The organism is Streptomyces sp. ALB3 (genome assembly GCF_044385685.1).
Lineage (GTDB): Bacteria > Actinomycetota > Actinomycetes > Streptomycetales > Streptomycetaceae > Streptomyces.
The window spans coordinates 1-1,048 of record NZ_JBISCE010000051.1 but is presented as its reverse complement, the minus strand read 5'-3'; the positions used below and the strand labels follow the sequence as shown (position 1 = coordinate 1,048).

Here is a 1,048-nt window from a genome sequence, read left to right as displayed (position 1 = left end):
CCAAACCCAGTACCCGCGCCGCACCCTCATGCGTCCGGGACACCACATCCCCCGACACCGAACCAGAAGACGAAGCAGAAGCAGAGGACGAAGCCGCGAACGACACCGCCACCACACCCGGCACCACGTCCAACACATCCAGACCGGTCACCACCCGGACAGCAGGAACCTCACCATCCACAACCCGCGCACGCTCGACCCACTCCACCTCGAACAACGCATCACGCAACACGCCCGAGCCCTGCACCTGCTCCGCAGAGACGGGCCTCAACACCAAAGAATCCACCGACGCCACCGGCTCACCAGCCGCATCAGCCAGCACCACCGACACCCCGGAACCAGCCGGCGAGATCCGCACCCTCAGAACCGACGCACCCACCGCATGCAGAGCAACCCCCGACCACGCGAACGGCAGGCCTGTCCCCCCACCGTCCTCATTCCGGTCACCGGCCAGCCCCATGGCGTGCAACGCCGCATCCAGCAGGGCCGGATGTACGCCAAACCCGTCCCCGGAGATCTCCTCCGGCAACGCAACCTCGGCGAAGACCTCCACGCCGCGTCGCCACACCGCCCGCAACCCCTGAAAGACCGGGCCGTACCCGTACCCGAGCTCCAGGAGTTCCTCGTAGTACCCCTCCACACCGACTACCGCAGCATCCCGCGGCGGCCACTCCCCCAACGACTCACCCGAGCCCGCACCCACCGATGCCAGCACACCCGTCGCGTGCCGCACCCACTCACCATCAGCATCCTCAGCCGACCGCGAATGCACACCCACCACCCGACGACCATCCGCCGCAGGCCCACCCACCGACAACTGCAACGACACACCACCACGCTCAGGCATCACCAACGGCGCCTGCAGCGTCAACTCCTCCAGATACCCACACCCCACCCGCTCGCCCGCATACAACACCAACTCCACGAACGCCGTACCCGGCAACAACACCGAACCCAGCACCACATGATCAGCAAGCCACCCGTGCGACTGAAGCGACAACCGCCCCGTCAACACCAGCCCGTCCCCCTCAGCCAGGGACACCTCCGC

General features: G+C 67.1%; 1 protein-coding gene. It reads right to left on the bottom strand.

The window, feature by feature from the left end; translation table 11 throughout:
- On the bottom strand, positions 1–1,048 hold a 1,048-nt coding region (locus tag ACHFIV_RS33165; RefSeq protein ID WP_398976649.1), incomplete at both ends, for a polyketide synthase dehydratase domain-containing protein.